Origin of the sequence: Pseudoduganella sp. SL102 (genome assembly GCF_027856995.1) — a bacterium.
Classification (GTDB): Bacteria; Pseudomonadota; Gammaproteobacteria; order Burkholderiales; family Burkholderiaceae_D; genus Rugamonas; species Rugamonas albidiflava.
In genome coordinates this window covers 1752459-1775643 of record NZ_CP115554.1, presented here as the reverse complement: position 1 = coordinate 1775643, position 23185 = coordinate 1752459, and the positions used below count along the sequence as shown (strand labels likewise).

The window sequence follows — 23185 nt, the reverse complement described above, 5'->3', positions numbered from 1 at the left end:
ATAACCTGTTAATAGGCCACCCGGCTGCCTTTATCTAGGCGATCCTGAGCTGCCTACTTGTCCCGACTATTTGTGCGTAAATGTCGTCTGCCGCCTAGTTTTGTTAACTGGTCGACGTAAGGTCATCAAACCATATGCTCAGCAGCGCTGTCAACGCTGCAACTTTTGCTGCTTGACGCGCCGAAGAGCCTGTCGCAGCGCTCGTGTCACTAGCATCCGTGCCCCTGCAAGGGCGCAAAATCTGCGCACTTACAGGGGCTACTACCCGTGGCTCAGCCAAAGAAAATTCGGGCAACCACGAGGCATGCCAAAAAAAGTATCAATTCTTGTGGTGAAACAAAGTTGCGAAAACGCCACATACACTGCCATTCCGCTAAAAAAACGGCGTTTTCCAAGCATGAATAGCGAATATAGTTATTTCCCTGATGGCAGATTGGCCCGGATGTTCTGTTTATCGCGCGTGATTCTCTCGAACTCGCGCATTAATACCTCTTTATCCGTTTTGGTTTTATCGGCGAACTGCACGGTTTTATCCGCCCACGATTTATTTTCAGCAGCCACCTGATCCGCGACAGCCTGCCCTTCCGCCGCAAGCCGTGCATAAACCGTTTCGATCGATGTCGAGGCGCGCTGGAATTCGTCGTTGTTCATCACATTGATGATGTCGGGCGGGATCGTGTTGGTCACGGGCAGCGCCCCGTTCAGGCGGGTGGCGAACGTTTCGTAGCACGCACGCCACTTGTTGATGGCCTCATTGGTGCGCGCGATGTCGGCGTTGGTGCTGGAGTGTTCCGGGATCGATGGCCGCACACATCCGTAGCTGCCATAGGCCAGCTGCTGGCCCGTGAAGTTGTGCGTATAGGCAGCGATGTCGGCTTTCATGCGCTGCCGCTGCTGCACCAGGGCCAGCGAATTCTTCGCCTCCGCCTGCCCCGCGGCCAGCGCCTTGTTCAGCCAGAACTCGGCCTGCTTCGGATCCTCGGCCGTGCCCTCGCCGAAGCCGTACATTTCGCCCAGCTGCAGCTGCGCGGCACTTTCGCCGCCCTCGGCCAGTACCTTGAAGTTGCGGAATGCCTCGCTGAACTGCTTGGCTTCCCATTGTTTTTGCGCGGTCGCCAGATCGGCGCCCAGCGCCGGCCCGGCGGATAGCACGATGGCCAGCATTGCCCACTTATCACGCATGATGTCCCGCTTTCTCGAAAGTTAAGAAAAAACAACTATCAACAATCATGACATGGCGACCATGGAAAAATGTCGTCAAAGTGTGAACCCGAGGATAGTGACGTTTTGCCGCAACAACTTTCATGGACTGCGCGGGCGTGCTAGCGGAGGGCCGGCCGACCGGAACAGGTAAAATGGAGGTTTTTCATGCCGCGCCGCGGTACCACAGGACACGATTAGAGATGTTGCGACTGAACGAAGTGAAACTGCCACTCAACCACGATGCCGATGCGTTGCGCGCCGCCATTCTCGAGCGGCTGGGCATTCCTGCCGAGGCGCTGCTGGGCTTCACCGTGCACAAGCGCAGCTACGATGCGCGCAAGAAAGCACACATCGTGCTGATCTACTCGGTGGACCTGGAAACCGTGGACGACGCAGATGTGCTGGCCCGCAATGCGCGCGACGTGCACCTGATGCCCTCCCCCGACATGGCGTACAAGTTCGTTGCGCATGGCGTGAACCGCGATGGCCGCCAGCCGCGCCCTGTCGTCATCGGCATGGGGCCATGCGGCCTGTTCGCCGCACTGATCCTGGCTCAGATGGGCCTGAACCCGATCGTGCTGGAACGCGGCAAGACGGTACGCGAGCGCACCAAGGACACCTTCGGCTTCTGGCGCAAGCGCGCGCTCAATCCGGAATCGAACGTACAGTACGGCGAAGGCGGCGCCGGCACTTTCTCCGATGGCAAGCTGTACAGCCAGATCAAGGATCCGCGCCACCTGGGCCGCAAGGTGCTGACCGAGTTCGTCAAGGCCGGCGCGCCGGAAGAGATCATGTATGTCAGCAAGCCGCACATCGGTACCTTCCGCCTCGTGAAGATGGTGGAGGCGATGCGCGAGGAAATCGTCGCGCTGGGCGGCGAGATCCGCTTCGAGCAGCGCGTGACCGATTTCGAGATCGAGGAAAAGAACGGCGTGCGCCAGCTGCGCGGCCTGCAACTGGCTTCCGGCGAGCGCATCGCGACCAACCACGTGGTGCTGGCGATCGGCCACAGCGCGCGCGACACCTTCTACACGCTGCACGAGCGCGGCGTATACGTGGAAGCCAAGCCGTTCTCGATCGGATTCCGCGTCGAACACCCGCAGTCGCTGATCGACACCTGCCGCTTCGGCCCGAACGCCGGCCACCCGATCCTGGGCGCAGCCGACTACAAGCTGGTGCACCATGCCAAGAATGGCCGTGCCGTGTACAGCTTCTGCATGTGCCCGGGCGGCACGGTGGTGGCAGCCGCTTCCGAGCCGGGCCGCGTGGTCACCAATGGCATGAGCCAGTATTCGCGCGCCGAGCGCAATGCCAACAGCGCGATCGTGGTCTCGATCAGCCCCGAAGACTACCCGGGCGGGCCGCTGGCCGGCATCGAATTCCAGCGCCGGCTGGAAGAAGCGGCCTTCCGCCTGGGGGGCGAGGACTACAACGCGCCTGGCCAGCTGATGGGCGATTTCGTGGCGGGCCGCCCTTCCACCGAGTTCGGCGCCGTGATCCCATCCTACAAACCGGGCGTGCACCTGACGGACCTGGCAACGATCCTGCCGGACTACGCCACCGAAGCGCTGCGCGAGGCATTCCCGGCATTCGACCGGCAGGTGCGCGGCTACTTCAAGCACGACGCCGTGCTGACAGGCCTGGAAACCCGCACCTCGTCGCCGATCCGCATCAAGCGCCGCGACGACGACCTGCAGAGCATGAACACGCGCGGCCTGTTCCCGGCCGGCGAAGGCGCCGGCTACGCGGGCGGCATCCTGTCGGCCGGGGTGGATGGCATCAAGGTGGCGGAGGCGGTCGCGCTGTCGATGGCGGCCGCGGACGTGGCTTGAGCCTGGAAGCGAGCGTCACAGCGGCTATAGCCAGTAACGCCGCTTAGATAAATCCACCCCAAGTGCAAATTCCGGGGTCAGGGAGGAATGCTGGCATGCATGCCAGCATCGTTCCGCAGGCGCGAAGCATGCTTCGCGAAACCCCTGCTTCACCCCGGCGGGGCAGAGCAGGGGTTTCGAGGAGCATTGCTCCTAGCCTGCGTCGCGGTACCGGCATGCATGCCGGTACCCCCTCCTGACCCCAGCCCTTCGCCGTTGGGGTGACTGCATGCGCCTCAATGTGTCGGGTAGGGCTTATCTAAGCGGCATTGTCTACAGCCAGCGGGCTTTTTTAAAGCGGCGATACAGATAGAAGGACACCGAGAACATCGCCGCCAGCGCCAGCGGATAGCCCCACTTCGACTTCAGCTCGGGCATGAACTCGAAATTCATGCCCCAGATGCCGGCAAATGCCGTCAGCACCCCGAAGATCGCGGCCCATGCCGCGAGGCGCTTGTTCACTTCGCCCTCATCGAGCGCGATCATCGACAGGTTCACCTGGATCGCGGTGGCGATCGTGTCGCGGATCGAGTCGAGGATGCCGTTGATGCGGGCCAGGTGGTCGTGCACGTCGCGGAAGTATTCCTGGCTGCTGGCACACACGGACGGCACGCGGCCACCGTGCAGCTTGCCGATGGCATCGAGCAGCGGGGCCACGGCGTGGCGCATGGTCATCACCTTGCGCTTCAGGTCATACAGCCGCTCGATATTGTCGCGCTGCGAGGTGCCCGTGAAGATACGGTCCTCGATGGCCTCGAGCTCGGACTCGAAGGCATCCACCACCGGGAAGTAGCGGTCGACCACCGCATCCATCAGCGCATACAGCACGAAGCCGGCGCCATGCCGGAGCAGGTGCGGCTCGCGCTCGGCACGCGCGCGCACGCCGAGGAAGCCGTGCGAGCTGTTCTGGCGCGACGACAGCACATAGTTATGGCCGACGAAGATGTCGATCTCGCCGAGCACGAGTTCCTCTTCCCGCTGCTCGACCGTCTTGACGACGACGAACAGCGAATCGCCGTATTCCTCGATCTTGGGCCGCTGGTGGCCGCGCTGCGCATCTTCCACCGCCAGTTCGTGCAGGTTGAACTCATGCTGCATCTCGGCCAGCTCGGCCGGCTCCGCATCGCGCATCGCCACCCAGACGAACGTATCGTCGCGCGCGAGGTAGTCGCTGATATCGGCCGGCGGCAGGTCGGCCAGCTTGCGGCCGTGCTGGTAGGCGACGCAGTTGATCAGCATGAGAGGGCGAAGACGATGCGGTTCAAGAAAAAAGCTCCCGGTGGCGACACCGGGAGCTTACCTGAAATCGTGCTGTTGCCGGGCTCACCCCAACTGCAGGCCCTGGGGTCAGACACGGCGGGGCGTAGCCGGGGTTTCAAGGAGCATCGCTCCTTGCCGGCGTAGCGGTATTGGCCTGCAGGCCAGTATTCCTCCCTGACCCCGGAATCTGCACTTGGGGTGGGCTTATCAGTTGGATTGGGAGGGTGACGGCATGCATGCCTTCACCCGCTTCGCAGGCGAGGAGCTGTGCTCCTCGAATTCCCTGCTACGCCCCACTGGGCGTCAATCCTCCTTCGCCCCGTCGATCCCCAGCTCGGCGATCTTGCGCGTGATGGTGTTCCGGCCGATGCCCAGCCGCACGGCGGCATCGTTCTTGCGCCCGTGCGTGTATTTCAGCGCGGTGCGGATCAGCGCGGACTCGAACTGCCGGCCCAGCACGTCCATCACATCCTGCTGGCCGTCGGACAGCATGGTGGCCGCCTGCAATTCCAGCAGCGACAGCCAGCCATCCGGGCCTGGCGCGGCGGGCGCCATGGCGGCGGCCATCGGCACGCCATGCGCGGCGTGATGCGGCAGCGCCTCCGCCAGCTCGGGCGCGGCCTGCATGGCGCTCTGCCCTTCGGACAATTCCAGCGGCAAGTCCTTCACTTCCACGGTCTGGCCGGGCGCCATCACGGTGATCCAGTTGCACAGGTTTTCCAGCTGGCGCACATTGCCCGGCAAGTCCAGGCTTTGCAGGAAGGCCAGCGCGGCATCGCTCATGCGCTTGGTCTCCACGCCGAGCTGCCGGGCGCTCTGCACCAGGAAGTGGCGCACCAGGATGGGGATGTCCTCCCTGCGTTCGCGCAGGCTGGGCAGCCGCAGCCGGATCACGTTCAGACGGTGGAACAAGTCTTCGCGGAACAGGCCGTCGCGCACGCGCTGTTCCAGGTTCTGGTGCGTGGCCGTGATGACGCGCACGTTCGCCTTCAGCGGCTGGTGGCCACCGACACGATAGAAGTGCCCGTCGGACAGCACGCGCAGCAGCCGCGTCTGCAGGTCGAACGGCATGTCGCCGATCTCGTCGAGGAACAGCGTGCCGTTCTCGGCCTGCTCGAAGCGGCCGCGCCGGGTGGCCTGGGCGCCGGTGAAGGCACCGCGCTCGTGGCCGAACAGTTCCGATTCCAGCAAGTCTTTCGGGATCGCCGCCGTGTTCAGCGCGATGAACGGCTGCTGCGCGCGCGGGCTGTGCTTGTGCAGCGCACGCGCCACGAGTTCCTTGCCGGAGCCCGATTCGCCGGTGATCAGCACCGTCACGTTCGATTGCGACAGGCGGCCGATGGCGCGGAACACTTCCTGCATCGCCGGCGCCTGGCCGAGGATCTCGGGGGTGTCGGCCGGGCCGGACTCCACGCTGGCTTCGCGCAGGCTTTCGTCCAGCGCGCGGCGGATCAGTTCCACGGCCTTGTCGATGTCGAACGGCTTGGCGAGGTATTCGAAGGCGCCGCCCTGGAAGGCCGCCACGGCCGAATCCAGGTCGGAAAACGCGGTGATGATGATGACGGGCAGGCCCGGCAACCGCGACTTCACCAGCGACAGCAGGTCGAGCCCGGAGTCGCCCGGCATGCGGATATCGGAGACGAGCACTTGCGGCGTCTCGTACTCCAGCGCGGCGATCGCGTCGCGCGCATTGGCAAAACTCTTGGTGGCGAGGTTTTCCCTCGCCAGTGCTTTTTCCAGTACCCAGCGGATCGATTCGTCGTCATCGACAATCCAGATTGGCTTCATATGTGATGTGCTTCCCGCAATTTGGATTCATCAGCGACTTCGGCTATCCCTCCCCCGCTTATGGCAGGGGCAGCAGGATGCGGAAGTCCGTAAAGCCGGGCCTGCTTTCGCATTCGATGACGCCCATGTGCTGGTGCACGAAGGTTTGCGCCAACGTCAAACCCAGGCCGCTGCCGCCATCGCGCCCCGAGACGAGGGGGTAGAAGATGCGGTCGCGGATCTGGGGCGGAATGCCCGGTCCGTTGTCGATGATATGCAAATCTAATGCCAGGTTATAACGGACCTTGGCCAGCGTGACCTGGCGCGCCACGCGGGTGCGGAACGTGATCTGCGCATCGCCCGTTTCGATGCGCTCGGCCAGCGCCTGCGCCGCGTTGTGGACGATGTTCAACACCGTCTGGATCAGCTGCTCCTTGTCGCCGCGGAATTCGGGCAGGGAAGCATCGTAGTCGCGCACGATCTGCAGGCCCGTGGGGAACTCGGCCAGGATCAGGCTGCGCACGCGCTCGAGCACTTCGTGGATGTTGACGTCGCCCACGATGTGCGGGCGGCGGTGCGGCGCCAGCAGGCGGTCGACCAGCGTCTGCAGCCGGTCCGCTTCCTTGATGATCACCTGCGTGTACTCGCGCAGCTGCTGCAGGTGCAGCGGCGGCAATTCCATCTCGAGCAGCTGGGCCGCGCCGCGGATGCCGCCCAGCGGGTTCTTGATTTCATGGGCCAGGTTGCGGATCAGTTCCTTGTTGACCTGGCTCTGGTCCAGCAGCCGCTCTTCGCGGTCCAGCTTCATCTGCTGCACGGTCTCGCGCAATTCCAGCAGCACGTTGCCATCCGGCTCATCCATCGCGCTGGCGATGGCATGCACGTGCAGCGGCTCGCGGGCCGGGCGGTCCAGCGTCAGCTCTTGCCGCAGGTCGGAAAACTTGTGGGCACGTGCCTGCGTGATCACGTGCTCCAGCTCGGCGGGGTTGGAAAACAGGTCGCACAGCCGCTGTCGCGACAGGGCCTTCAGCGAACTTTCCAGCATGTTCTCGGCCGCAGCGTTGGCAAAGGCGATGCGGCCGCCGGCATCCACGATCACCACGGCGGAAGCCAGCAGGTCGAGGCCCGCGAGCGTGTGCGAACGCGGGATGGCGCCCGCCGCCGCAGCGGCGGCACGGGCGATATTGGTCACAATTTTCATCGTATGTTGGCGATCTCGCGCTGTAGTGCTGCCACGTTCTGTTCCGAGCGGGCGATGGCGTCGCGCAGGCTGGCCACCCGCTCCTGGTACTTGGCGTAGTTGCGCTCGTCGCCGCGCCGTTCCGGCTCGCCGTTGTTGAATTCACGGCGCAACTCGCCCAGCTTCTGCATTTCGGCGTTCAGTTCGTCGGTCAGGATCTGGCGGCGGTCGGCATCGCGGGCCTTCTGTTCCGCCGTGTTCACGCGAGGAAACGCCACCGGGCCCGGGCTGGCGGCTCGCGGCGCCGGACTGGCCGCCGGTGCGGGCGCCAGCGGACGTGGCCGTGCTGCCTCCCTTGGCGGCGGTGCCGGAATGGCCGCATTCGGCAAATCCAGCAGCACGCATTGCTTGCCGCGGATCTGGCGATCCGTGTATTCCTTGCGCCCTTCGGCATCCGTGCAGCGGTAGATCTGGGCCGAAGCGCCAGCGGTGGCCGTGAGCAAAAACAGTAACAACGAGCAGCGTGCGATCATGCCCCGACTATACAACAACCGAAAAAAAACGCGAGGAAGGCTGCTGCCCTCCCCGCGTCGATCGCTACCGGTCCATGACGTCCGGCAGCTTCGCCATTACAGCGAGTAGTACATGTCGAACTCGACCGGGTGCGTGGTCTGGCGCATGCGGGTCACTTCCGTCATCTTCAGTTCGATGTAGGCATCGATCATCGAATCGGTGAACACGCCGCCGCGGGTCAGGAACTCGCGGTCCTTGTTCAGGTGATCCAGCGCTTCTTCCAGCGATGCGCAGACGGTCGGGATCAGCGCGTCTTCTTCCGGCGGCAGGTGGTACAGGTCTTTCGACGCTGCTTCGCCCGGGTGGATCTTGTTCTGCACGCCGTCCAGGCCGGCCATCATCAGCGCGGCGAAGCACAGGTACGGATTGGCCAGCGGATCCGGGAAGCGCGTCTCGATGCGGCGGCCTTTCGGGTTCGCCACGTGCGGGATGCGGATCGATGCGGAACGGTTGCGTGCCGAGTAGGCCAGCTTCACCGGTGCTTCGTAGCCAGGTACCAGGCGCTTGTACGAGTTGGTGCCCGGGTTGGTGATCGCGTTCAGCGCCTTGGCGTGCTTGATGATGCCGCCGATGTAGTACAGCGCGAAGTCCGACAGGCCGGCATAGCCGTCGCCGGCGAACAGGTTCTTGCCGTCTTTCCAGATCGACTGGTGCACGTGCATGCCCGAGCCGTTGTCGCCCACGACCGGCTTCGGCATGAAGGTGGCGGTCTTGCCGTAGCTGTGCGCCACGTTCCAGATCACGTACTTCATGTTCTGCGTCCAGTCGGCGCGCTCGACCAGGGTCGAGAACTTGGTGCCGATTTCATTCTGGCCGGCGCCGGCCACTTCGTGGTGGTGCACTTCGACCGGGATGCCCATCGATTCGAGGATCAGGCACATTTCCGAGCGCATGTCCTGGAACGAATCGACCGGAGGCACCGGGAAGTAGCCGCCCTTGACGGTCGGACGGTGGCCGCTGTTGCCGCCTTCGATGTCCTTGTCGGTCGACCAGGAAGCTTCGTCGGAATCGATCTTGACCATCGCGCCGGACATGTCGATCTTCCACTTCACGGAGTCGAAGATGAAGAATTCCGGTTCCGGGCCGAAGTAGGCGGTGTCGCCCAGGCCGGACGATTTCAGGTACGCTTCGGCGCGCTTGGCGATCGAACGCGGATCGCGGTCGTAGCCCTTGCCGTCCGACGGCTCGATCACGTCGCACTGCATGAACAGCGTGGTTTCTTCGAAGAACGGATCGATGTTGGCGGTGCTCGGGTCCGGCATCAGGATCATGTCGGATGCTTCGATGCCTTTCCAGCCTGCAATGGAAGAACCGTCGAAAGCATGGCCGCTTTCGAACTTGTCGATATCGAAGTGGGACACAGGCACGGTCACGTGCTGCTCTTTACCACGGGTATCGGCGAAACGGAAGTCGACGAACTTGACTTCGTTGTCTTTGACCAATTGCAGGACTTCTTCGGCGGTACGTGCCATTACTCATCTCCTAAGTGAAAAGGGCTGCCGTCACATTGTGCGGCGGTAACTCGCGTACTGTAATGCACGAAGCGTGCCAGCATTAAGCTTCTATCCATATGCGGCGAGTTACATTGATCTTGCTCCCTACGGAAACTAAAATCATCCGTACGGAAACGTGCGGCGAAATGCACCAGGATTGCGCATCCTAGACCTCGCCCAACTTTGGTGCAGATAGACCATTTTGCACCAATTTCGACCACCGCGCCCCAAAATGTGGCATACGTATCCAGGGCGAAATTTTCCTCGATACAAGCCCTTCGATGATAGAGACAGTTCCCAAGGATTTAACGCCAAATGAGCACCAACGACATTCTCGAGCGCGCCCGCGAGCGCGGCAATGGCCTGCCCTATGCTGGCGCAGTCACGCCCCAGGAAGCGCACCAGCTGATCCAGGGCAACCCGACCGTACGCCTCATCGACGTGCGCACCAATGCCGAGCGCGACTGGGTGGGACGCGTGGCGATCGATGATGCGCAGCATGGCGCCGTCCAGTGGAGCACCTATCCGGGCGGTGTACCGAACCCGGAGTTCGTCCAGCAGCTGAGCGCCATCGCCCGCAAGGACGACGTGCTGCTGTTCCTGTGCCGTTCCGGCGTGCGCTCCCGGCATGCGGCGAAGCTGGCCACCGAAAACGGTTTTGCCAACAGCTTCGATATCCTGGAAGGTTTTGAAGGCGACAAGAATGCCGAGGGGCATCGCAAGAGCGTGGGCGGGTGGTGCAAGGCGGGGCTGCCCTGGGTGGGGGCCTGATGGCCAGGGCCGCGGCTGCGAAGGCATCGATCTCATGAGCACGGCATCTTCCCCGACAGCCGGTATCGAGATCAGCTCGAAAAAGCTTCATCTTGCGCTGTTTGCCGGTGGCAAGCTGAAGGTCAAGGCTGCGGAAAATTCGCCCTTCGGTGTCCTCGACCTGATCGACTGGATGCGCAGGCAAAAGGTCGTTCCCGGCCAGGCTCATGTGTGCATCACGTCCGGCACCGGGCAGGCGGAGAGCGTTGCCCTGTGGCTGCGCGGCCAGGGAGTGCCGAATGTCAGCCTGGTCGAGCCGGCGGCATTGCGCGAATCCGTGGCGGGAAATCCGGTGGACAAGATCGACGCCAGCGCGCTGGCACGTTATTGCGCCGCCGCGAATCCGCCCCTGTGGGTCGCACCTCCCGAGGAGGTATTCATATTGCGGGCGATGTGCAAGAACCTGGCCGATATGCGCAAGCTCCATGTTTCCCAGACTGCCCTTCTGGGCGACTGGACGGATAACCCGGACGTGACAGAGCCGATCACCAACAGTATCCAGCAGGTGGAAGAGCAGATCACCCGCTCGGAAGAGCTGATCAAGCAACTGTTGACCGACTATCCGCACCTGGTCGGGCGCCCGGAACTGGCGGGAGCCTGGCCTCCGCCTGCGCGCGACGCTTGAGGCGAAGGCGGGGTCATTCCCGACGCTACCCAGCTGGCGAGGTGAGGTTGACCAGGGCGCAACATGCTTGAGTCCGTGTCATGGTGCCTGGCACCATGACACGGACTCGGCTTTAACCACGGGCTCGGCTCTAACGCTTACAGCGCGTACGTCAACCGCGCATACACGAACCGGCCCGAGCGGCCGAACGGCGAGTAGTTCGTGAACGGGGCGTTGCCGGTCGTGTTGAGCGCGGCCGGGTAGGCGTCCGGATACTGGTCGAACAGGTTTTCGGCACCCACGGCCAGCGACAGCGCCGGGTTGATCTTCCACCGCCCTTCCAGGTCCACCAGCGTCTTCGCGGACATCGTATGGTCCAGCGCCGGCGTGGTGCCCGGCGTCAGGATCTTGCCGTAGCGCGTGGCGCGCAGCGTGGCGCCCCACGGGCCCAGGTTCCACGTGCCGCTGGTGGTGAACTTGGTCTTCGGCGTGCCCTGCTCGAAGGTCAGCACGTTGACGCGGTCGAACAGCACCGGTGCCGGCGACAGGGCGGCCAGCTCGGCCGTTTGCGGCACCTTGTCCACGCTGGTCTTGGTGTAGTTGCCGGCCACGGTCAGGTCGAAGCGGCCCGCGGCGCCCAGGTTCCATGGATAGTTCAGCACCACGTCCACGCCCTTCGTGGTCGTGTCGACACCGTTGATGAAGAAGCGGCCGCCGCCCACGCCGGGGAAGCCGTTCGCCGTCAGGTAATTGCGCACGTTGGCCTGCGTGAGGTTTTCCGACAGCACGATACGGTCGCGGATCTCGATGTGGAAGGCGTCGACCGTCAGGCTGCCGCGGCCCAGCTTGGTGACCGCGCCCAGCGAGAAGTTGGTGGACTTTTCGGCATCCAGCGGCTTGGCACCCAGCGCGATCGCCGCAGCGTCGGTCGGCTTGAACGTGGTGATGTCGAACGGCACGCCGTTGATGAAGTTGGTCGAGGTGGACGTGAAGTTCTGCTGCTGCATCGACGGCGCGCGGAAGCCGTTCTGCACCGAGCCGCGCAGCCCGAAGTTCGGCGTGAAGTCGTAGCGGCCGGCGAACTTGCCGGACCAGTTGCTGCCGAAGTCGGAGTAATGCTCGCCGCGCACGGCGAACGACGCCAGCAGCGAAGGCAGCACGGTCGCCTCGACGTCGGCGAACACGCTGTAGGCGGTGCGGTGGCTGTCCGATTCGTCGGACGGGCGGAAGCCCGGGAACACTTGCGAGCCGGACGCGGTGGGCAGGCCGGAAGCGAGCAGCACGCCGCCATTGCGCCACGAATCCGGTTCGCCCGCTTCCAGCTTGTAGCCTTCGCGCCGCGCTTCGCCGCCCAGTGCCACGTTCAGCGGCGACGCCAGGCCCACGTCGAACTGGCGCACGGCCGACAGGTTGTAGGTCAGCTGGTCATACGAGAAGCCGCCCGCCTCGAATTCGGTCTTGCTGGACGGGCCCAGCGAACGGTTCAGCGTGTTCTGGATGGTGAAGTCCATCTTGTTCTTGCCGTAGCTGAACGAGGAATCCATGTCCCAGCCACCGCTCGTCCACGTGAAGCCGGCCGCCGCGGAAAAATCGTCCACGTCCGGCGCGATGATCGGCAGGAAACCGTTCGGGTAGATCTCGATGGTGTTGTTGTCCTGCAGGGCGCGGCGGAAGAAGCCGCCCGATTCCGCCTCGCGCTTCTGGTAGCTGGCCCAGCCATACCACTTGAGCGTTTCGCTGACCTGGCCGCCGGCATTGGCGAACACGGTCGACTGTTTCATCTCGGGTTCGCCATACCAGGCGTTGAAGCGGTTGATCGTCGCCTCGCGCGGGTCGAACCCACCGTTCACGAGCGGATACTGCTGGCGCGTGTCGTAGCCGCTGCGTTCCGTGTGCTCCTGGTCCTTGTACTCGGCGGCGATGGTCAGGAAGCCGGTCTCGCCTAGCGGCAAGCCCTTCCACAGGCTGACGGTGGCGACGCCGCCATCGCGGCGCTCGCGTTCATCCTGCGTGCCCCAGTTCGCGCCGGCCGGCGGCGGTGCCACGGCGAATTCATATTCGGTGATGCGCTTGCCATAGCTGACGGTCGCTTCGCCGCCGCTCCGGTCGTTGCGCAGGCGGATGTTGACGACGCCCGCGATCGCATCGGAGCCGTATTGCGCCGATGCGCCGTCGCGCAGCACCTCGATATTCTTCACGATGCCGGTCGGGATCGTGTTCATGTCCACGGCGGCCGAGCCGCGGCCGATGGTGCCGTTCAAGTTGACCAGCGACGCGGCATGGCGGCGCTTCGAATTCACCAGCACCAGCGTCTGGTCCGGAGCCAGGCCGCGCAGGGTCGCGGGGCGGATCGTGTCGGTACCATCGGCCAGGCCCGGGCGCGGGAAGTTCAGCGACGGCAGGGCGACGGACAGGGCTTGCGTGATCTCCGGCACGCCCGAATTCTTGATCGTGTCGGCCGAGATCACGTCGACCGGCGCGGCGGTGTCCAGCACGGTGCGGTTCGAGACGCGCGTGCCGGTCACCACCACGGTGGCCTGGTTGTCTTCGGTGGAAGTGGCTTGCTGGGTTTGCTGGGCTTGCTGGTTTTGCTGGGCTTGCGCCGTGGTGCCGGCAAACAGGGAGGCGATGGCGCCGGCAAGCAGCGCCCTGGCTGGTAAGGTATTGCAAAGCATCCTGGTCCCTTATCTCGTGATGAAGTCAATGACGGACTCATCATCGGGGCCGGACTGCCGGGGTGTCAATTTTGTAACGCTGCCGCCGGCTGAAAATGTCGCAATATTTACACGGTACTTCTACGTACCGGTACCGAACAAAGTGCTTACGGGGCTACTGCCGCGGTGCCCATCAACCCTTCGATCCGTTGCCGCACGAAATGCACATGGCTGCGCAAGCCATACAGGTCGTCGGCGAACGACAGCGGGATCGACAGGTGGTTGACGCGTTCCTCGATCTCGTTCAGGCGCACCAGCTGCTCCGCATAGATCGGCCCACGCTCTTCCGGCGCCACTTCCACCGCATCCTCGATCGCTCCCTCCACGGTGCGCAGCTGCCCGTACCAGCGGTAGATGCGCGAACGCACGCGCCACACGTACAGCGGCGGCACGATCTTCGACAGCGGCAGGATCAGCGCGGACAGCGCCAGCAGCAGCACCCACATCCGGTCGAGGAAGTTCGCCAGCCAGAAGCTCATGTAGCGCTGCAGGAACGGCGCGCCATCCTTGTAGAACTTGGCTGCTTCGTCGGCCACGGGGATTTCCGTGTACTTCGCGGACGGGAACTGCCCCTGCTGCTGGAACCAGCCAGCGCCGCCGTGGATCCTGGCCGCGGCCTGCACGAACAGTTCGACCAGCGCCGGATGCAGGTCTTCGCGCGCGACCAGGGTCGCGGTCGGCGCGATCAGGTGGTAATCGCGCGCCGGCAGGTCGCGCCCCAGGTCCACGATGCCGCGCGGCAGGGTCACGTGCGTGAGGAACGGCAGGCGGCGCGTGTACGCCTCGGCCTGGGCAAAGTCGAACAGGTAGATGCCGGGCGTCTGCAACAGCATCTGGATCAGCGGGTCGTCCGGCGCGGCGGCGAACACCAGGCCATCGATGCGCCCTTCCAGCAATTCCACCGTGGCCGGCGTGTTGTCGAGCTGCGTGGTCTGCAGTTCTTCGCGCTCGACGCCGTTCACGGCCAGGATCTGCCGCACCAGGCGGGGCGTGCCGCTGCCGCGCGCGCCGATGTTGATCTTCAGGCCGCGCAATTGCGTCAGCTGCGCAAGCGGCGGCGCGCCCTCCTTCGCACGCAGGAACAGCCAGACCGGTTCCGTGAACAGGCTGCCCAGCGACACCAGGCCTTCCCGTTCGGGCGCCGCCTCATCGGTCGTGCCGCTTTGCATGAAGGCGATGTCGACCTTCCCTTCCTTCAGCAGCTTGAGGTTGTCGCGCGACCCGTGCGAGCCTTGCGGCGTGACGGCGATACCTTCCTTTTTCAGCAGCTCCTGGTACTTCTTGCCGAACACGTCATACGCGCTGTTGTCCTGGCCCGTGCCCAGCGTGACCTTGCGCGGCGGCGCCGGATCCACGATCAGGTAGGCGGCAATGCAGACGGCGGCGATGCCGAGGATGGTGGGGCCGGCCGAAGCGACCAGGTCGCGCAGCGAAAAGCTGGTGAACTTCTTCAGGCGGTTCATCGTGGAGCGGAGTGGGTGACGCAGGGCATTCACGGAGCATGCTCCGTGAATGCGGAACGCTGCAGCCTTGCCAGGCCGCAGCCGGCACGACGGTTGAGTAGCAATTTCATCATAGGTGGCACGATGCCAACAAATGGTGAAACCTGCAAGGGAAATGGCGGATGAAACGAGCTAGCGCAGCCATTTACCCAGAGGCAGATGCGGGGGTCAGACCCGGCGGGTCTGACCCCAGCTCTTCGCTGTTGGGGTGAATGCATGCACATTCAACGTGTCGGGTAACGCTTCAAAAACCGGTGTCAGACACCCTACAGGGTGTCTGACACCGGTTTTCTTCTCACCCGCCGCAGGCCTTGACAGGCGCCCCCAGCGCGGCAGCGGCAGCCGCCACGGAAGAATTGGCGGGCAGCGCAGCCTGGTTCGGCTCGATCAGCGGCATCAGGCTGGGCGCCAGCACCGTCAGCAGCTGCACCGGCAGCGCGCTGGTGAAGTCGTAGTTCTTCGATTCCGGGCCGCGCACGTAGGCGGTCATGCTGCCGAAGAAGCGCTCGCCGATATTGAACACGAACGTGGCCGAGCGGTTCACGTAGCGCGATTCGATCAGGCGGCCGCCGCCGGCATACACGTCGAAGCGCTGGTCGCCGGTACCGGTCTTGCCGCCGACCGGGAGGTTGGTGCCGTCGGCGGCCACGAAGGCGGTCTTCGCGCGCTTCGCGGTACCGTCCGACACCACGCCGCGGATTTCATCGGCCACCACGCGCGCCACTTCCGGCGCCAGCACCCGTTCCGCGGCCACCTTCTCGGCGCGCGCCACTTTCGTGTCGTACGGCGTGCCGGCGGCGAAGTGCAGCGACTCGATGCGCTGGGTAGGCTTGCGCACGCCGCCGTTGACGATGATGCCCATCATCTCCGCCAGCGCGGCAGGCCGGTCGGCCGAGGCGCCCAGCGTGGTCGCATACGACGGCACCAGCGAACCGAATGGATAGCCCATCTTCTTCCACTGGTTGTGGATGCCGATGAAGGCTTCCATTTCCAGCAGGCCGGCGATGCGGCGGTCCTGCGCGTGCTTGCGGTGCGTCTTGAACAGCCACTGGTAGACTTCCTGGCGCTCCTTGTCGGACGCCGCCACCACCTGCGACAGCGTGGCGCCTTCGTGCTGGCGCAGGTAAGCCACCAGCCACAGTTCCAGCGGGTGCACGTTGGCCAGGTAGCCGCGGTCGGCCAGGCTCCACTTGTCCATCGCGTACTGCTCGTACATCTTCTCGAGCCGCTCCTGCGGCACTTCGTTCTGTTCGAGCAGGTTGCCGTTGACGAACATGGCGAACTCGCCCAGCGAAGCCTTGGGGAACAGCGTGCGGTGGATGTTGGCCAGGCGCAGCGGCGTGGGGCGGATGCTGTCGACCAGGATCTTGTCGAGCTCCGACTTCGGCTTGCCCTTGTATTTCGCGTAGAAGCGGTACAGGAATTCCTTGCCTTCCTTGTCGGCGAAGCGGGCCAGGTACTCGGCACGGCGCGGATCGTCGGCGTCGGCCAGCAGGCTGGCGGACGAGCCGGGCATCTGGAACATGTAGTACTTGACCACGTCGCGCATCAGCCGCACGAACAGCAGGTTGGTCGAGCGGCGCAGGCCTTCGCGCACGGTCAGGATGCGGCCGTTGTCTTCCTTCGAGAAGTTGCCGAAGTAATGCAGGCCGCCGCCGGTGAAGAAGCCCTCGCCCGGATTGCCGGAATAGGTGCGTTCCATCGCCGCGTTCAGCATCGCCGTCAGGTCGCGCTTGTCCGGCGGCGTGATCGACAGCCACTCGATGGCCCACGCGGTCAGCCGGTCTTTCGGATCGAACTGCACCTTGCCCAGTTCATCGGCGCTCATGGCGCCGTACTTCTTGAACAGCTGGTCCATGATGTCGAGGTAGGTGACCAGCGTGCGCAGCTTCGCGGTGGAACCCAGGTCCAGCTTGGCGCCTTCGTTGATGTCCAGCGGCTGGTCGTAGTTATCCGTCTGCACGCGCAGGTAGTTGACCTTGTCGCCGCGCTCGAGCAGCGTGAAGCTGTACACGACATTGGCCGGGTCGCCATTGCCCAGCATGCCCTTGCCGGTCAGGCCCGCGGCCTGGGCCACGGTGGCATCCTTCAGGTCGCGCAGCATGGCGGCCACGGCGCGCTGGGCGTCCGCATCCAGCGTGCTGACCACCGACAGGTCCAGCCGGTCCAGGTTGTACATGCGGTTGTCGCCCAGCAGGTTGGCCAGGTGCACGCGCACCGTGTTGGCGGCCTTTTTCGTCACGTAGCTGACCGGCGGCGCGGCCTGCAGGCCGTTGCCCTTGGCCGGGCGCAGCCGTTCCTTCAGCGCGGCATCGCGCAGCGACGGCGTGATGATGCCCACTTGCGCCAGCAGGCGCAGGTGGCTGTTGGCCAGGGTTTCCAGGTCCTGGTCGCCGTCGCCCAGGTAGTAGCTGGGGCGGCGCTGCGCGATCAGCAGCGACAGCGCTTCCTTGAACACGAGCGCGCTGCCCGGCTGGTCCATGCGGCCGGCCAGCAGGCGGTTCACTTCGTTGAAGTCGCGGCCATACCAGACCCACATGCCGTCGCCGATGCCGTTCACCTCGCCATAGCCGGGCTTGGCCGACAGCGGCACCGTGTTCAGGTAATCGGTCACGATCTGGCGGCGCACCGCGGTCGTGTCCTCGCCCTGCTGGTAGGCGCGCAGCGTGGCCGACACCATCTGCTGCAGCTTGTCCTTCATCGAACCGGTGCGCCCTTCCGGCGAATGGCGGTATTTCTCGATCTGCGTGGCCAGCGTGCTGCCGCCGGCGGCGCGGCTGCTGGCCAGGCCCACGGCGCTGGCCGATTTTTCCAGGATCGCTTTCGACAGGCGATCCCATTCCACGGCGGGATTGCGTTTCGGGTAGGTGTTGTCCAGCAGCTCGCGGTTCTCGATGAACAGCAGGCTGTGCACCAATGCCGCCGGGGTCTGGTCGAAGCCCGGGTAGATGCGTTCCGGGTAGCTGGCCGAGAACAGCGGCTGGGCGCGGCAATCGTAGATCGTCAGGCCGGTGCGGGTCTTTTCACGGAACGTGGTGAATATGCCCATGTCGGCCAGCTGCACCATCTTCGGCGAGAAGCGCGATTGCGCCAGCACCTGGTAGTCGCGCTGCTTCAGGCGTGCCAGGTAGTCCGGGATGTTGGCATAGCCGAGCCGCTCGTCATAGGGGCTGTCCTGCGGGAAGCGGATCGCATTGCTGGGACCCGGCTCGACCTTGTAATTGAGCTGCTTGACGACGCCGGTGAAGTATTTCGCCTGCATCGTCGAGGTGCGCGATTCGTGGACCATCCACCAGATGACCAGCGACAGCAATACCAGCATCAGCAGGATGAATGCGTTACGGGAGCGACGGCTTTTGGGCTCGGACGGCGGCGGCGTGGCCGTCTGTTCGTCGTCCAGGCCTTGCCTTTCTTGATCGTATTGGGAAGACATGATTGCGAGTGAAACTACGTTCTGCTACTGGTTCTGCTACGGGTTCTGCTACGAGTTGTTTGCTGTAGGGGCCTTGCCGCGCACTGCGCACGGCTTATTGCCATTGCACCACATCGCATGGATGCGCACGGGTTAACTGGCCGAAAACAGGCCGAATATTTAGGGCGGTACGGGTATTTTCGCAAAAAAACAACGACCCTGATCTGCAAGCAACAGTACCTGCCCGGCGGCGGCCCTGGCGTGTCATGCCGCCGTCACACGGCGGTCACGCTTTGGTCACGCCCCGGTCACGCGATGCGCTGGTACTCGGCGCCTTGCGCATCGAGCCCCGCGCACAGCCGCACGAAGGCGGCCGCCACCTGCGCCGGATCGCCCTTCACACCGAGTTCGATGTGCCGCCGCGTGCGCGCATCGCCCACGCTGGGCAGGCTGAACACCTTGATGCCTGGCCAGGTCGCTTCGATCTCTTCCATCAGCGGCGTAAGCGCCGCCTCGGCGCCGTCGAACACGAGCACCGCCTGCTCGGCGCGCGCCTGCCGGTTGAACAGGTGCGCATGGTGCGTATCGAGCACCCATTCGATCATCGGCCAGGCCATCACGGGAAAGCCCGGCACGAAATAATGGGTACCGAGCGCGAAGCCGGCCACGTTGTTGTACGGGTTCGGGATCAGTTCCGCGCCCTCGGCGAATTCGGCCATCTTCAGCCGCTGCAGGTTTTCCGGCGCTTCCAGGTCCACCTCGCGCCCCTCTTCCTGCGCCACCTGCCGCACGCGCTGGCGGATGTTCTCGGCGCCCTGCGGATGCAGCACCAGCGGACGGCCCAGCGCGGCCGCGGCGGCCTGGCGCGTATGGTCGTCCGGCGTGGCGCCGATGCCGCCGGTGGAGAACACGATGTCATCCGTGGCAAAGGTACGTTTCAGCGTGGCCGTAATGCGCTCCGGCTCGTCGCCGATGTACTCGGCCCAGCCCAGTTGCAGGCCGCGCGCGGCCAGCAGCTGCACGACTTTCGCCAGGTGCGCACCGACGCGCTTGCCCGACAGGATTTCATCGCCGATCACGATCAGGCCGATGGTGGTGACCTTGTTGCTCATATCTGCTCCAGGTTTTCGGTGGGGGCGGTGGGGGCGCTGCGGGCACGCAGCTGCGATAGCGCTTCCAGGCAATAGTACTCAAACCACAAGCCGGTGAAGATGAAGACCAGCACATACAGCCACAGGGCCGCGGCCAGCAGCAACGGCAGCAGGGCCACCAGCGCCACGGCGCCGCCGATCCACGCGATCGCCGGCAGCGTACCGGCCGCGCCGGAGGCCACGCCGATCGCCAGCAGCGGCCATTTCTTTTCGCGCTGGATGATCTCGATCTCCTCGGCGCTGGCATGTTCGGACAGCGCGTCGTAGCTCATCACGCGCGACGTGAGCCAGCCCCACAGCAGCGCCGACGCCGCCACCGCCAGCGGCGGCACGGCATACAGCGGCAGCAGGCAGAGCCAGACCACGATGAACACGAGGAACAGCGAGATCGCCTTGGCGACGCCTTTCACCAGGCTGCCGCCCTGCTTTTTCTCCAGGTGCGGGAAATGGCGGTCGCCGACGTGCTTCACGATCGCCGGCATCGCCGCCACGCCGATGAAGACCAGCGCCGTAAGGATCATCAGCGGCAACAGCAGCAGCAGGGAAACCAGCACCGGAATCACGGTCTTCAGGAACGTCATGCCGATGGTTTCCAGCCACGCGGTCGAATACGTGTACAGCTCGAGCCGGAAGAAATGGCTCTCGATCCAGTCCACCAGCGGCTGCAGCGTGAAGTACAGCACCACGCCCCAGACGACGAGGGAGAGCAGGAACGGCACCGCGGACAGGATCAGCATGCGGCCATGCAGTTGCGACAGCACCGCGCGGCCATAGGCATTCAGGACGCCGCGCATCAGTGCGCCCTCCTGCCGCGCCGGCCGGCCAGGGACCGTGCGGTTCCGTCGAACGCATCGTCCGCAAGGTTGCCAGGGCCGGCAGGGTGGATACCGGGATCATCAGGGACACGGCGGGTATTGCGAAACATGGGAACTCGCGACTGGGAAGGCAAAGCCGTATTCTACGGCCAATGCCCGGCCTGGCCGCAAGGGCCGCAGGCCGGCGCCCGCCGCTCCGCACTAGCCCCCCATCCCGCGTTGCACTACAATCGTCAGCCCGAACCAACATGTAAAGGAACGCCCATGTCCATCACCACCACCCCATCCGGCCTGCAATACGACGAAATCCAGGTCGGCGACGGCGCCGAGGCGAAAGCAGGCCAGAATGTCACCGTGCACTACACCGGCTGGCTGCAGAACGCCGACGGCAGCAAGGGCGCGAAATTCGATTCCAGCAAGGACCGCAACGATCCGTTCGAATTCGCACTGGGCGCCGGCATGGTCATCCGCGGCTGGGACGAAGGCGTGCAGGGCATGAAAGTGGGCGGCACCCGCCAGCTGATCATCCCGGCCGACCTGGGCTACGGCGCGCGCGGCGCGGGCGGCGTGATCCCGCCGAACGCCACGCTGATCTTCGACGTAGAACTGCTGGGCGTGTGATGCGCTTGCCGGCATTGACGCGCCTGGCGGCCGCCCTGCTGGCGACGGCGGCCCTGTCCGGCTGCGCCGTCGTCACGGTCGGCGCGGCCGTGGTGGGTGCGGGAGTCAGCGTCGCATCGACCGCGGTCGACGTGGGCGTCGCTGCCGGCAAGGGCGTCGTCTACGTGGGCAAGGCTGCCCTGTCGGACGACGACGAGGAAGACGAGGACGAGAAGAAGAAGTAGCGGAAGCCGAACTGGCGGGAAAACCGGGTCAAACCCGGAACACGCTGCCGGTCACTTCGGGTTCCCGTGGTGATCACATCATGATCACATGATGATCACATCGGGAACTCATCGGGAACCCATCGGGATCACCTCGGAATTACATCGGAATTACATCGGAACCACATCGGCGGATCACCGCCGCGATCACACGGTGATCACCCCGGGCGCCCTTGCGGCGCCTTTTTCTTGCCCTGCCTTTTGTGCGCTAGCGCTGCCAGGCGCGCTGCATGGCGTCCTGTTCCGCCTTGGCATCCAGCGGCTCGCCGGAGATGCGCTGTTCGATCGCCGCCTTGACCGGTGGCGAGAGCTCGGTGGCGGCGGCCGCGTCGGCGTTCCTTGCCGGCGACGGACGCGGGTTCTGCATCACCAGCGGCAGGCGCCATTCCTGCCCTGTCTTGCAGGCCAGGCCTTCGATCTCGAAGGTGCCGCTGCCGCTCGCGAAGCTGCGGCAGTAGCTGCCATCGGTGGAGACGAACGACATGCCGATGCGCACCGCGCCGGCGGCCCGCGCCGCCGCGTTGGTGGCCACGCCCGCCGCGCCCGGCGGTGCGGACAGCTGCTGCTCGAGTGCGGCGACGAGGCGGCCCTCGGCGGCCAGCGTGCCCTCGTGGCTGGCGACCAGTTCGACCCGCGGTTCATCGGCCTGGAAGTACGTGAGGCCGAACGTGCCGGCCAGTACGCCCACCACCAGCACGCCGCCCAGCGCCATCCATTCCGGCCACGACCAGCGCCGCTCGCGCGTGGCCTTGCGGGCCGCCAGCTGGGTGGCTTCGCGCCGCGCGCGCACCGCGTCGAGGCTGACCACGGTGGCCTGCCGCGCCGGGCGCATGCGCTGCCCGTCGTCGGCGGGCGCGAAGCCGGCGAAGACGTTGCTGCGCCGCGTCTTGTAATGGGCGACACGCCGGGCCAGCGCCAGGTCGGTGGAACAGGCCTGCTCCACGGCGCGGCGGGTAGCCATGTCCAGTTCGCCGTCGGCATATGCCATCAGGGTTTCGTCGGAAAAGCTCATGATGTGGCCCGCCTGTGTTCAAGGGACGATGCTTCATATTAGCACCGCGCCGCACTGGTCAGGCGTCCGGCTGCGCCGGTCTGGCGCGCACCGGCCCGCCAGACCATGCCGCACCGCAGCAGCCCAACAGCCATAAGGGTTTCTGTTGGTTCAAAGGATTACTTTCCGCAAATATTGTGCTAATCTGCGGCCTCTATTAACCACGGAGGTAGTAATGAAAAAAGGCGAACTGATTGCAGAATTTGCGAAGCGTACCGAAATGTCCGGTGCCGCCGCCAACGACGCAGTGAATACCCTGATTGCCATCGTTACCGAGCGCCTGAAAAAAGGCGATACGGTCGGCATCACCGGCTTCGGCACCTTCTCGGTTGCCAAGCGCGCTGCTCGCAAAGGCCGCAATCCTGCAACCGGCGAAGCGATCAAGATCGCCGCGTCGAAGACGCCGAAGTTCTCGGCCGGCGCCACGCTGAAGGCGGCTGTGAACCCGACCAAGAAAAAGTAATCCCGCTGTCGAGATCAAACGGCGGTCAGGCCCCGGTCGCCTCGGGTCCTGGCCGCCGTGTTCATTTGGCGGGCCATTTCGAGGGCTTGCTCTACAGTTTCCCGCTCCGGCCGGCGCGCGGGTTTTGTATGATGCGCCGAACATCCTGCAACCCTGCAACCCCAAGAGGACCCTATGAGCCTGCAACAACAGTTCGACCAGGCAGTCGCCGATTCGAAGACCCTGCCGGAACGCCCGGACAACATGACGCTGCTGAAGATGTACGCGCTGTACAAGCAGGGCTCGTCCGGCGACGCCACCGGCGAGCGCCCCGGCATGACCGATTTCGTCAACCGTGCCAAGTACGACGCCTGGGCCGCCCTGCAAGGCACGCCGCAGGAAGACGCGCAGCAGCAGTACATCGACCTGATCGCCGACCTGAAGGCCTGACCT

General features: G+C 64.6%; 19 protein-coding genes. 7 read left to right on the top strand and 12 right to left on the bottom strand.

The features are described from left to right. Positions 1-414: 414 nt before the first annotated feature. The gene (locus OU994_RS07595; protein WP_281610248.1) at positions 415-1164 is read right to left on the bottom strand and encodes a tetratricopeptide repeat protein; all 750 of its coding nucleotides are present in this window, start codon (positions 1162-1164) and stop codon (positions 415-417) included. 239 nt (positions 1165-1403) lie between these two features. Here OU994_RS07595 and OU994_RS07590 point away from each other — a divergent pair, with 239 nt between their 5' ends. Then, positions 1404-3035: an NAD(P)/FAD-dependent oxidoreductase gene (locus tag OU994_RS07590; protein ID WP_281610247.1), complete on the top strand. Its 1632-nt coding sequence runs from the start codon at positions 1404-1406 to the stop codon at positions 3033-3035. A gap of 312 nt (positions 3036-3347) precedes the next feature. On the opposite strand, the gene corA is transcribed toward OU994_RS07590, so the two are convergent. The 5 genes from corA to glnA form a co-directional block, all read right to left on the bottom strand. After that, on the bottom strand, positions 3348-4313 hold the full coding sequence (gene corA / locus OU994_RS07585; protein WP_281610246.1) for a magnesium/cobalt transporter CorA: 966 nt from the start codon (positions 4311-4313) through the stop codon (positions 3348-3350). A 324-nt stretch (positions 4314-4637) separates the two neighbouring features. Next, complete coding sequence (gene ntrC / locus OU994_RS07580; RefSeq protein WP_281610245.1) at positions 4638-6122, bottom strand: nitrogen regulation protein NR(I); 1485 nt, start codon at positions 6120-6122, stop codon at positions 4638-4640. 58 nt (positions 6123-6180) lie between these two features. Beyond that, positions 6181-7302 (bottom strand): nitrogen regulation protein NR(II), encoded by a 1122-nt coding sequence (gene glnL, locus OU994_RS07575; RefSeq protein ID WP_281610244.1) that lies wholly within the window; start codon positions 7300-7302, stop codon positions 6181-6183. Further along, the gene (locus OU994_RS07570) at positions 7299-7796 is read right to left on the bottom strand and encodes a DUF4124 domain-containing protein (protein ID WP_281610243.1); all 498 of its coding nucleotides are present in this window, start codon (positions 7794-7796) and stop codon (positions 7299-7301) included. The genes glnL and OU994_RS07570 overlap by 4 nt, the downstream gene beginning before the upstream one ends. Before the next feature lie 114 nt (positions 7797-7910). After that, positions 7911-9326: a type I glutamate--ammonia ligase gene (gene glnA, locus OU994_RS07565; RefSeq protein ID WP_131147467.1), complete on the bottom strand. Its 1416-nt coding sequence runs from the start codon at positions 9324-9326 to the stop codon at positions 7911-7913. A 336-nt stretch (positions 9327-9662) separates the two neighbouring features. Between glnA and OU994_RS07560 the strand changes: the two genes are divergently transcribed. Next, entirely contained in the window at positions 9663-10118 is a 456-nt protein-coding gene (locus tag OU994_RS07560) for a rhodanese-like domain-containing protein (protein ID WP_281610242.1), read from the top strand. 34 nt (positions 10119-10152) lie between these two features. Next, positions 10153-10782, top strand: a complete 630-nt coding sequence (locus tag OU994_RS07555) for a hypothetical protein (protein ID WP_281610241.1) — start codon at positions 10153-10155, stop codon at positions 10780-10782. A gap of 137 nt (positions 10783-10919) precedes the next feature. Here the strand turns inward: OU994_RS07555 and OU994_RS07550 are convergent, their stop codons facing one another. From OU994_RS07550 to OU994_RS07530, 5 genes are all read right to left on the bottom strand, one after another. Next, a complete protein-coding gene (locus OU994_RS07550) occupies positions 10920-13436 on the bottom strand; it encodes a TonB-dependent siderophore receptor (RefSeq protein WP_281610240.1) in 2517 nt (838 codons plus the stop codon). A gap of 146 nt (positions 13437-13582) precedes the next feature. Next, positions 13583-14938: a TAXI family TRAP transporter solute-binding subunit gene (locus OU994_RS07545; protein ID WP_281611599.1), complete on the bottom strand. Its 1356-nt coding sequence runs from the start codon at positions 14936-14938 to the stop codon at positions 13583-13585. Positions 14939-15272: 334 nt separating this feature from the next. Further along, positions 15273-18410 (bottom strand): transglycosylase domain-containing protein, encoded by a 3138-nt coding sequence (locus tag OU994_RS07540; protein WP_281610239.1) that lies wholly within the window; start codon positions 18408-18410, stop codon positions 15273-15275. Between the two features lie 287 nt (positions 18411-18697). Beyond that, positions 18698-19501 carry a molybdopterin-binding protein gene (locus OU994_RS07535; protein WP_281610238.1) on the bottom strand — a complete coding sequence of 268 codons (804 nt, stop codon included), beginning with the start codon at positions 19499-19501 and terminating at the stop codon, positions 18698-18700. Continuing rightward, a complete protein-coding gene (locus OU994_RS07530; RefSeq protein ID WP_281610237.1) occupies positions 19498-20334 on the bottom strand; it encodes an EI24 domain-containing protein in 837 nt (278 codons plus the stop codon). Before OU994_RS07530 ends, OU994_RS07535 begins: the two co-directional genes overlap by 4 nt. 285 nt (positions 20335-20619) lie before the next feature. On the opposite strand from OU994_RS07530, the gene OU994_RS07525 reads away from it, so the two are divergent. Together OU994_RS07525 and OU994_RS07520 are read left to right on the top strand one after the other, a co-directional pair. Then, the gene (locus tag OU994_RS07525; protein ID WP_131147473.1) at positions 20620-20976 is read left to right on the top strand and encodes an FKBP-type peptidyl-prolyl cis-trans isomerase; all 357 of its coding nucleotides are present in this window, start codon (positions 20620-20622) and stop codon (positions 20974-20976) included. Continuing rightward, positions 20976-21200 (top strand): hypothetical protein, encoded by a 225-nt coding sequence (locus OU994_RS07520; RefSeq protein WP_131147474.1) that lies wholly within the window; start codon positions 20976-20978, stop codon positions 21198-21200. Before OU994_RS07525 ends, OU994_RS07520 begins: the two co-directional genes overlap by 1 nt. Before the next feature lie 247 nt (positions 21201-21447). On the opposite strand, the gene OU994_RS07515 is transcribed toward OU994_RS07520, so the two are convergent. After that, complete coding sequence (locus tag OU994_RS07515; protein WP_281610236.1) at positions 21448-22251, bottom strand: hypothetical protein; 804 nt, start codon at positions 22249-22251, stop codon at positions 21448-21450. Positions 22252-22465: 214 nt separating this feature from the next. Between OU994_RS07515 and OU994_RS07510 the strand changes: the two genes are divergently transcribed. Together OU994_RS07510 and OU994_RS07505 are read left to right on the top strand one after the other, a co-directional pair. Beyond that, entirely contained in the window at positions 22466-22753 is a 288-nt protein-coding gene (locus tag OU994_RS07510) for an HU family DNA-binding protein (RefSeq protein WP_050409188.1), read from the top strand. 174 nt (positions 22754-22927) lie between these two features. Next, positions 22928-23182: an acyl-CoA-binding protein gene (locus OU994_RS07505; protein WP_131147476.1), complete on the top strand. Its 255-nt coding sequence runs from the start codon at positions 22928-22930 to the stop codon at positions 23180-23182. Positions 23183-23185: the final 3 nt, after the last annotated feature.

Excerpts from the sequence above, each read along its gene's own strand:
- OU994_RS07595 (WP_281610248.1), bottom strand. The coding sequence starts at position 1,164 with ATGCTGGCCATCGTGCTATCCGCCGGGCCGGCGCTGGGCGCCGATCTG.
- OU994_RS07590 (WP_281610247.1), top strand. The coding sequence starts at position 1,404 with ATGTTGCGACTGAACGAAGTGAAACTGCCACTCAACCACGATGCCGAT.
- corA (WP_281610246.1), bottom strand. The coding sequence starts at position 4,313 with ATGCTGATCAACTGCGTCGCCTACCAGCACGGCCGCAAGCTGGCCGAC.
- ntrC (WP_281610245.1), bottom strand. The coding sequence starts at position 6,122 with ATGAAGCCAATCTGGATTGTCGATGACGACGAATCGATCCGCTGGGTA.
- glnL (WP_281610244.1), bottom strand. The coding sequence starts at position 7,302 with ATGAAAATTGTGACCAATATCGCCCGTGCCGCCGCTGCGGCGGCGGGC.
- glnA (WP_131147467.1), bottom strand. The coding sequence starts at position 9,326 with ATGGCACGTACCGCCGAAGAAGTCCTGCAATTGGTCAAAGACAACGAA.
- OU994_RS07560 (WP_281610242.1), top strand. The coding sequence starts at position 9,663 with ATGAGCACCAACGACATTCTCGAGCGCGCCCGCGAGCGCGGCAATGGC.
- OU994_RS07555 (WP_281610241.1), top strand. The coding sequence starts at position 10,153 with ATGAGCACGGCATCTTCCCCGACAGCCGGTATCGAGATCAGCTCGAAA.
- OU994_RS07550 (WP_281610240.1), bottom strand. The coding sequence starts at position 13,436 with ATGCTTTGCAATACCTTACCAGCCAGGGCGCTGCTTGCCGGCGCCATC.
- OU994_RS07545 (WP_281611599.1), bottom strand. The coding sequence starts at position 14,938 with ATGAACCGCCTGAAGAAGTTCACCAGCTTTTCGCTGCGCGACCTGGTC.
- OU994_RS07540 (WP_281610239.1), bottom strand. The coding sequence starts at position 18,410 with ATGTCTTCCCAATACGATCAAGAAAGGCAAGGCCTGGACGACGAACAG.
- OU994_RS07535 (WP_281610238.1), bottom strand. The coding sequence starts at position 19,501 with ATGAGCAACAAGGTCACCACCATCGGCCTGATCGTGATCGGCGATGAA.
- OU994_RS07530 (WP_281610237.1), bottom strand. The coding sequence starts at position 20,334 with ATGCGCGGCGTCCTGAATGCCTATGGCCGCGCGGTGCTGTCGCAACTG.
- OU994_RS07525 (WP_131147473.1), top strand. The coding sequence starts at position 20,620 with ATGTCCATCACCACCACCCCATCCGGCCTGCAATACGACGAAATCCAG.
- OU994_RS07520 (WP_131147474.1), top strand. The coding sequence starts at position 20,976 with ATGCGCTTGCCGGCATTGACGCGCCTGGCGGCCGCCCTGCTGGCGACG.
- OU994_RS07515 (WP_281610236.1), bottom strand. The coding sequence starts at position 22,251 with ATGAGCTTTTCCGACGAAACCCTGATGGCATATGCCGACGGCGAACTG.
- OU994_RS07510 (WP_050409188.1), top strand. The coding sequence starts at position 22,466 with ATGAAAAAAGGCGAACTGATTGCAGAATTTGCGAAGCGTACCGAAATG.
- OU994_RS07505 (WP_131147476.1), top strand. The coding sequence starts at position 22,928 with ATGAGCCTGCAACAACAGTTCGACCAGGCAGTCGCCGATTCGAAGACC.